This window comes from Niallia nealsonii, assembly GCF_002835805.1.
In the GTDB taxonomy this organism is placed as follows: domain Bacteria; phylum Bacillota; class Bacilli; order Bacillales; family Cytobacillaceae; genus Niallia; species Niallia nealsonii.
Map to the genome: position 1 here is coordinate 20,707 of NZ_PISE01000018.1, position 7,939 is coordinate 28,645.

Below are 7,939 nucleotides of genomic sequence, written 5' to 3' on the forward strand. Positions count from 1 at the left end.
ACCAGAAAATAGCGTAAAAATAGACATATCGATATGCAATGGATTAAACTATGTTTCTAGAATAATTTTTATTCTTGATAGTATAATGAACATTAGGCAAAAAGAGCTATTATCGTTTTTAATCATTTCGAAAAACTAAAACAAATTTCTGACTAACGAAGGATTTTGTAGAAAAAAATCGAAAAACCAAAAAAAAGAATGTATAATAGAAACTTAGAATGCTAGATTCTAAAAAGAGGGAGGATCTTAAAAGATGGAATGGATATTAGCCATTTTGTTAGTTGCAGCCGTTATTTTGCTTATGATGTCATTTGCTAAAGGCAGACAAGCAGCAAAGGCAGAACAACGAGAAATAGATATGATTCACTTAACTGTTATGGATGAAGTGGAGCAGCTGCAAAAACAAATAAGAAATCTTGAGCTTGATTTAGAAATAATTGAAAAAAATGCTGGCATTCAGTTATCTTCTAAAGACCGAGTAATGATGCGCGAAATTTTAGATTTATATAAACGTAATTACTCTATTGAAAGTATCGCAGGACAAAAAAAACTATCTGTAGCAGAACTAGAGAATCTGCTGTCTCCTTATGTAACTTCTAAAGAAGAAAGGAGAAAAGTAGCAAATGAAGTATAATGTATTAACTAGTTTTTCAGCTGGTTTGCTTCTTGCAACAGCCATTACTGGCGGCGCCTATTTTGTGACAAAAGATGACGTACAAGCAAAAAGCACTACAGCAGAGGAAAAGACAAAAGAAGAAGTAACAAAAGTCGCTAAAACACCAACCGTGGATGAAATGAAAGAGTTGCTTTCCTCTTCTGGATATGTCGTTCAATCAGAGGAAGAAGCAAAAGCAAAAGAAACGGAATGGAGCCAAAAAGTAGAAGAAGCTAAAAAACAGGCATCTTCTAGCGATTCAGGGAAAGTTGTCTATCGCACAACGATTTATGTCTCAAATGGCATGACAAGTATTGATGTCGGCAATACATTAAAAAGCGCCAAAATAATTAAAGAAACTGGTTTTCAATTTTCTAAAAAAGTGGAAAATAAAGGGGTTGAAAAATACCTTAAACCAGGAAGCTATGAAATTGACAGTACGATGTCCACAGATAAAATTATTAGCACTATCTTTAAAAAATAATAACAAAAAAGGATATCCATGTGGGTATCCTTTTTTTTGTTATTTTTTAGGGGGAAATAGGAGGATGTATTAATAACACACAAGCAAGGCTTTTTTTATGACATAAACTACTATAGATTGAAAAAAGAAGGTGTGTTCATTTTGAGAAATCAATATTCTCTTACGAATCGCAAAAAAGGCTTTTGCCTGCCAGGGGGATATCGTTATTGCGGACCAGGATGCAGTCGACCAGGATCTCCAATTAATTATGTAGACGCTTGCTGCAAAAGGCATGATGATTGTGTCGCAAAGTTTGGAGTTTGTACAAGATGTGATCAGGCATTAATTCAATGTGTAAAAGCAAAAACCAAACAGTCTACACAGGAAGGAAAGACTGCTCGACTCATCGCAAACTTTATGAAAATGCGTACCAGATTTTCTATACGTCCTAGAAGATAGCAAGTAAAAGGAACTTTCTGAAAAGGAAAAATCCGCAAAGTCGAAAAATCAAGAATGCTGATAGATTAACATTCTTGAATGGAAAGGGGACATCCAATAGTCAAATCGACTTGTTGGACAGCCCCCCCTGTACATAAATACGATTTCAAATAGTCATTTGTGATTTATCGATAGTTAGGGAATACTCTTCTGACCATTTGGCTAAACTCATTAAAAAGACCGCTTATTGGTTTGCCATTTTCAATATCTCGTCCATAATTGGTCATACGATTGTAAAAATCTGGGTTGGATGAAACATATACATTTTCAATATCTCCATCTGTTTTTCTCACTTTGTTTGCAATTTTATCTTCCATTTTTTTTGTTACTTCTCCACTCTTATTTCCGGTTAATTCAACTGCTACAAAAGCGTTGTGATCTGTTTTAAGAACAACTGCTCTTTTTATACCTTTAATGTCTGAGACTTTATCGGCAATTTTATCTGCTAAATCAAGATCCCCAGTTGTTGCATTATTATTGTTGTTATTTGTTCGATAGCCAACATTTTGTACGTTGACATCATTATTGCGATTATTAACATTTTCATTCATCGCGTTTTCTTTATCATTATTGGCATTACAGCCAGTCAAAATAGTTAAAGCACCAAACAAGACAAATAAACCTTTTGTGATTTTCATTGTATATCCTTCCTTTCTGTTGGAATAGGTTTAAATTTCCCATCTATACTAATTATTATTCCATTAGAGAGATAACAACAATTGTCACTTTTTTTATAAACGAATCTGCAGCTACTAATTTCAGCGAAAAGTTCTTTTGCAAAAAGGAAAATAAAGATTCTATTTTTTAGAATAAATGGTAGACTATCCCTCTAATTAGCAATACATCATTAACTTGTCTTCATAAAAATATCTTTTACAATTAAAAGAAGCAATAGCAATAACAACAATCAGTGGAGGATCTACATTGAATATAGAAAAACAACTCATTAGCTTAATTCATGCTGCTCAAGTGCTAACATCTACATTAGATTTAGATAAAGTATTAAAGCCAAGTGCTACAGATAAACAAGTATCGAATATGGCTCGTAATTTTGTTCCAGTTGTAGCAATTATTGCTTTCATTGTTATATTTAAAGGCGGCGGCACATTGGTTGCCTTATTATTGATGGGATACAGCCTTGTAACACAGCTTTTTCCAACCTTGTTATTCAGTTTACTGAAAAATAATTTTGTCACAAAACAAGGGGCATTCGCTGGAATTTTTTCAGGAGTATTAACGGTTGCCTATGTAACGATTTCAGGCACAACAATGGGCAGCTTGTTCCCGAGACCCGCGCTAGTTGTTAAAACATCGCCAAAAGAAGTGTAAGGAAAAAACGAGATTGTCTAACACCTTTAAAAAATACAAACAGGTGAAGAAAAGTAATAAATTTTTCTTCACCTGTTTTTTGTTTTTTCTTCATGTTTTATCTTGCTATTTACTCCATAAATGATTGACTAGTCTACTATTAAACAAATTTGTGTCAATATTGCAGGTTTCGGCATCAATTCTATATTGTCATCCTCATGCTAGAGAGTCTTTTGGTGCATCTACATTAGAGTCAGGTGCATTTTTTTGTGTAGTAATGCCGATATTCGGTGATGCGCTCCATAAATACGTAGTGTCTTTTATATCATTTTGGTTGTCAGCTGCTGCATTAAATACCTCCGTTAATGATTGACCGCCATCAAAAATTCCATAAATCCCCGGTTTATAGTCAGAAGAGGACATTTTTTCATACTGGCCTTCAATAAAAGCAGAAGTAACAGGGTAGGTTGGTTCAATATCAGCAAAAATGGCTACACCATCTGGCACATGTAACTCTTTAGCTAAATCAATTGCCTTTTGTGCTTCCGATTTGCCATTCTCATAGACTGTTGCATCTTGGGAAGCATTATAAATCAACAGTATTTTATCGTCTTTTGAATGAATCAGGTCGACTTGTTCTTTTCCGAAACATCTTCATTATTCCCTAAATAGCGTGCCACTACTTCAGGGTTCCCAAAGTTTTCATTGAAGCATTGATAAAATGTTTCCGTTGTTTCGCTGGCAGAGTCAATGCCCCACACATATTCAGGAGACTCGTTTTGTTTTTTTATCTTGCTGTTTATTTCCACTATCTTTATTTTCTTCCTGCTTCTCTTCAGTCTGGTTTGGATTGTTTGTTTTATCTTCTTCTTTCTGTTGATTAGAAGCGGTTACATTATGGATAATATTCACATTCACATTGACTTCGACATTATTGATCAGTTTATTTTTTATATCGATTATGTTATTTCCATTGATTTGATTATCAATCTGATTATTTAATGTACCCGTTAATTTCCTTTTTCATAAATTTTCGATTGTATTGTTGACCGTCGCTTTTGCATCGTCATTTAGTTTATTTTGCACATTATTGGTTAAATGGACGTCCAGATTATTCATTTCTGTTTTAATGAAGTTATTGATTTTTTCCTTTGATTCGCCACTAATATTATTTTCAATAGAATTGGAAATAGACAAATTGCTGTTGGTAGTGGATTAATCATTTGCGATAGAAGAGGAAGAGCTTGCAGATTGTTTGTTTTTGGCTTGTTCATCTGCAAGGGCTACGTTTGACTGCAAAAAAAACTAACGCCGATAATCACAAGAAAACAAGAAATGATGGCCCGTAGCATATGTTTTTCCCCTCCATTTCTTCACACCTTTTCTGCAGTTTCTTTCTTCACGTTATGTAAAAGGGCAAAAAGATGTGATGGCTGAAAAAGCTTAAAGGAAGTGTTTAATAAGCAAAAAAGCTTACTTCTAAAGGGCGTTTGTCTATTGACAAAAGAAAAGGCAATAAGGTATGATAAATAGCAATTAAAGCGCACAAATTCATTGACGAGAAAAAGTATTCTGTAAAACAACTCCAAAGAGAGCCTGGTGATTGCTGAAAGCCGGTGTTTTGTTTATAGATGAAAATCCTCTCTGAGAAGTCAAGCTGAAATCACAAGTAAGCTTGAACGGGTGTCTACCGTTAAAAGGAACGCGTATGATGGTACGTGGCTTAAGTGCTATTGAGAACCGACTTTTTTCAATAGAATTAGGGTGGTATCGCGGTTAAACCCGTCCCTTTCTTTAGGGACGGGTTTTTTGTGCGCTTTAAAAACTATTTAGTGAGGCGATAACCATGAAAAAAGAAACAGCTCAACAGCGGGAACAAAAAATCCGAAAGCAATGGCAACAACAGAAAACATTTCAACATTCTATCTCTAAAAGACAAAATGAATCATCTTTTGTCTTTTATGAAGGTCCTCCTACAGCAAATGGGTTGCCACATGTTGGTCACGCTCTAGGCCGCACCATTAAAGATGTGGTTGCGCGCTATAAAACAATGGCAGGCTATCAAGTTATTCGAAAAGCAGGCTGGGATACACATGGATTGCCTGTTGAACTAGGGGTAGAAAAGCAATTGGGCATCTCAGGGAAAAAAGCTATCGAAGAGTATGGGGTAAAAAAATTTATTGATAAATGCAAAGAAAGTGTTTTTACCTATGAAAAACAGTGGCGAGAATTTACGGAACAGCTTGGTTATTGGGTAGATATGGATGATCCTTATATTACCTTAACAAATGACTATATCGAAAGTGTTTGGCATATTCTCGGCACCATCCATGAGAAAAATTTGCTGTATAAAGGCCATCGAGTTTCCCCTTATTGCCCTAGCTGCCAAACATCCCTTAGTTCCCATGAAGTAGCACAAGGTTACAAAACGGTCAAAGACTTGACGGTTACAGTAAAATTCCCAATCAAAACTCGAAAAAATGAATATTTTCTTGCCTGGACGACAACACCTTGGACACTTCCTGCCAATGTTTGTTTAGCTGTCCATCCCAATTTATCTTATGCGCGAGTCAAAAAAGGCGAGGATGTCTTTATTGTCGCAGAATCCCTTGTTGAAAGATTATTTCAAACAGAACATAAAATCTTATCTGTGCTAAAAGGAGAGAATTTAATCGGTTTAGACTATACGGCGCCTTTTGATTTTGTAAACGTAGAAAAAGGCCACAAAGTCGTTGGCGCTGATTATGTGACAGCAGAGAGCGGTACAGGAATTGTCCATATTGCACCAGCATACGGAGAAGATGATTACCAAGTAGTCCGCCAAAATGAGTTTTCCTTTGTTAATGTTGTCGATGAAAAAGGCGTATATACAGAAGAAGTTTCTCTTTTCCAAGGACGCTTTGTGAAAGACTGTGATGTCGATATCATTCGCTTTCTAACAGAGAAAGGACTGCTGTTTGATAAAAGCAGACATGAACATAGCTACCCACATTGCTGGAGATGCGATTCTCCACTTTTGTATTATGCAAATGAAAGCTGGTTTATTGAAACCACTGCATTAAAAGAACAATTTTTAAAAAATAATGAAGAAGTAACCTGGCATCCTGATCATATTAAACATGGAAGGTTTGGCCACTTTTTAGAACAAATGGTGGATTGGAATATTAGCCGAAAACGCTATTGGGGCACACCTCTTAATGTTTGGCAATGCAGTTCATGCAATCACGAGACAGCGCCTAAAAGCATAAAAGAGCTGCAAGAAAAAGCGGTTTCTTCTCTTAAAGAGGATGTAGAACTGCATAAGCCATTTGTGGATGATATTGTCCTTTTATGCTCCAAATGCGGGGGAGATATGAAACGAACACCTGAAGTAATTGATGTTTGGTTTGATAGCGGTTCGATGCCTTTTGCCCAATATCATCAGCCATTTGAAAATAAAAAATTATTTCAAAGTCAGTTCCCTGCAGATGTTGTTATTGAAGGAATTGATCAAACACGGGGCTGGTTTTACAGTTTGCTTGCCGTATCCACACTCTATACAGGAAAAGCGCCGTACAAACGAGTATTAAGTTTGGGCCATGTTCTGGATGAACAAGGACAGAAAATGTCCAAAAGCAAAGGAAACGCCTTAGATCCCATGGATTTAATCGAAAATTTTGGTGCAGATGCCTTAAGATGGGCATTAATTGCTGACAGTGCACCATGGAATCCAAAACGATTTTCTGAACGTGCTGTGATGGAAGCAAAATCAAAAGTAATCGACACGTTTGTAAATATCCACAGCTTTTATACGTTATATGCAGAATTAGATGGCTTCGATCCCCAAAGGCATGATGATGGGAAAAACACTATACTAGATACGTGGATGATATCAAGAATTCATACAACCATTTATCAAGTAACACAGCATCTAGAAGCCTATCAATTTACAAACGCAGCAAGAGAAATTGGGAAATTAATAGAAGAAATCAGCAATTGGTATGTCAGACGCTCAAGAAACCGCTTTTGGTCAGAAGGCATGACGCAAGAAAAAGCAGCCGCTTATCAGACACTATATACGGTATTAACCAAAACAAGTCAGCTGCTTGCACCTTTTACTCCCTTTCTAGCAGAAGATGTATACAGACAGTTAACAGGAGAAAGCGTTCATCTTAGCAATTTTCCAGTATATGATTCAACACTTCTAAACGATAACCTAGAAAAAGACATGCAAGCCGTATTAGATGTGGTGGAATTAGGAAGATCGATTCGTAATACTGCGTCATTAAAAGTGAAACAGCCATTAGCAGGCATTTCTGTTGTGAATAGGCTAGAAGAAATAAATTGGAAACCATACGAAGGGATTATTTTAGAAGAGCTGAATGTTAAACAATTTCAAACAATCAAGGAAGAAGAGTTATTTTCTGCGGTTACATTAAAGTTAGATTTTAGAAAGTCCGGCCACAAATTCGGGAAAAATGCCAATATCGTGAATAACTGGCTGCAACAGTTGTCATCAGCTGAAGTTTCTGCTTTTTTAGTGAATGGGTTAGACGAAGCTATCAGTCCAAAAGGAGAAAAAATCCCTGTTACTCTAGAGGATGTGATGGTAGAGAAAAAAGCCAAAGAAGGTTTTTCTTCTGCATCAAATGAAGCACTTACTGTTACGTTAGATGTCACTATCACAGAAGAACTGATGCAAGAAGGAGTGACAAGAGAATTCATTCGTGCTGTTCAAGAATACCGGAAACAGCTGAACTTGCCAATTAATCTTCGCGTCAATCTTGAAATAGGTGGAAACGGTCCATTAATAAAGGCAATAACAAATTATCAATCGATGCTTAAGGATAATCTGTTAATGAGAGACTTAAAAATAACGAAAGAAAAAGGGGAAGGAAGCGACATAACGATTAACGGCGAAACCGTCTTTATTCATCTCGTACCAGCAGAATAATTAATAAAGGACAATGGCTAAAATAGCCTTGTCCTTGCAGACTGTAGACAAACACTCCTTATAATGATCTGACCCAAAAAAG

At 36.1% G+C, this 7,939-nt stretch carries 8 protein-coding genes and 1 other annotated feature; of the genes, 5 read left to right on the forward strand and 3 right to left on the reverse strand.

Annotated elements, in window-relative coordinates; all coding sequences use genetic code 11:
* Positions 1-253 precede the first annotated feature (253 nt).
* The 3 genes from CWS01_RS09675 to CWS01_RS09685 all read left to right on the forward strand — a co-directional run bounded on the left by CWS01_RS09675 (position 254) and on the right by CWS01_RS09685 (position 1,577).
* Positions 254-634: a hypothetical protein gene (locus tag CWS01_RS09675; RefSeq protein ID WP_101176991.1), complete on the forward strand. Its 381-nt coding sequence runs from the start codon at positions 254-256 to the stop codon at positions 632-634.
* Positions 624-1,139, forward strand: a complete 516-nt coding sequence (locus tag CWS01_RS09680; protein ID WP_101176992.1) for an aminodeoxychorismate lyase — start codon at positions 624-626, stop codon at positions 1,137-1,139. Before CWS01_RS09675 ends, CWS01_RS09680 begins: the two co-directional genes overlap by 11 nt.
* A gap of 141 nt (positions 1,140-1,280) precedes the next feature.
* Positions 1,281-1,577 carry a Parvovirus coat protein VP1-like protein gene (locus CWS01_RS09685; protein ID WP_101176993.1) on the forward strand — a complete coding sequence of 99 codons (297 nt, stop codon included), beginning with the start codon at positions 1,281-1,283 and terminating at the stop codon, positions 1,575-1,577.
* A 164-nt stretch (positions 1,578-1,741) separates the two neighbouring features.
* Here CWS01_RS09685 and CWS01_RS09690 read toward each other — a convergent pair whose 3' ends face one another.
* A complete protein-coding gene (locus CWS01_RS09690; RefSeq protein ID WP_101176994.1) occupies positions 1,742-2,254 on the reverse strand; it encodes a YhcN/YlaJ family sporulation lipoprotein in 513 nt (170 codons plus the stop codon).
* A 286-nt stretch (positions 2,255-2,540) separates the two neighbouring features.
* Here CWS01_RS09690 and CWS01_RS09695 point away from each other — a divergent pair, with 286 nt between their 5' ends.
* Positions 2,541-2,945, forward strand: coding sequence for a hypothetical protein (locus CWS01_RS09695; protein WP_101176995.1), 405 nt, complete (start codon positions 2,541-2,543; stop codon positions 2,943-2,945).
* Between the two features lie 195 nt (positions 2,946-3,140).
* Here CWS01_RS09695 and CWS01_RS09700 read toward each other — a convergent pair whose 3' ends face one another.
* The gene (locus tag CWS01_RS09700; RefSeq protein WP_101176996.1) at positions 3,141-3,551 is read right to left on the reverse strand and encodes a glycoside hydrolase domain-containing protein; all 411 of its coding nucleotides are present in this window, start codon (positions 3,549-3,551) and stop codon (positions 3,141-3,143) included.
* Between the two features lie 138 nt (positions 3,552-3,689).
* Complete coding sequence (locus CWS01_RS22335) at positions 3,690-3,836, reverse strand: hypothetical protein (protein ID WP_157827619.1); 147 nt, start codon at positions 3,834-3,836, stop codon at positions 3,690-3,692.
* Positions 3,837-4,469: 633 nt separating this feature from the next.
* Positions 4,470-4,717 (forward strand) — a binding site (T-box leader).
* Between the two features lie 53 nt (positions 4,718-4,770).
* On the opposite strand from CWS01_RS22335, the gene ileS reads away from it, so the two are divergent.
* Positions 4,771-7,857 (forward strand): isoleucine--tRNA ligase, encoded by a 3,087-nt coding sequence (gene ileS / locus CWS01_RS09710; protein ID WP_101176998.1) that lies wholly within the window; start codon positions 4,771-4,773, stop codon positions 7,855-7,857.
* The last annotated feature ends 82 nt before the right edge of the window (positions 7,858-7,939 follow it).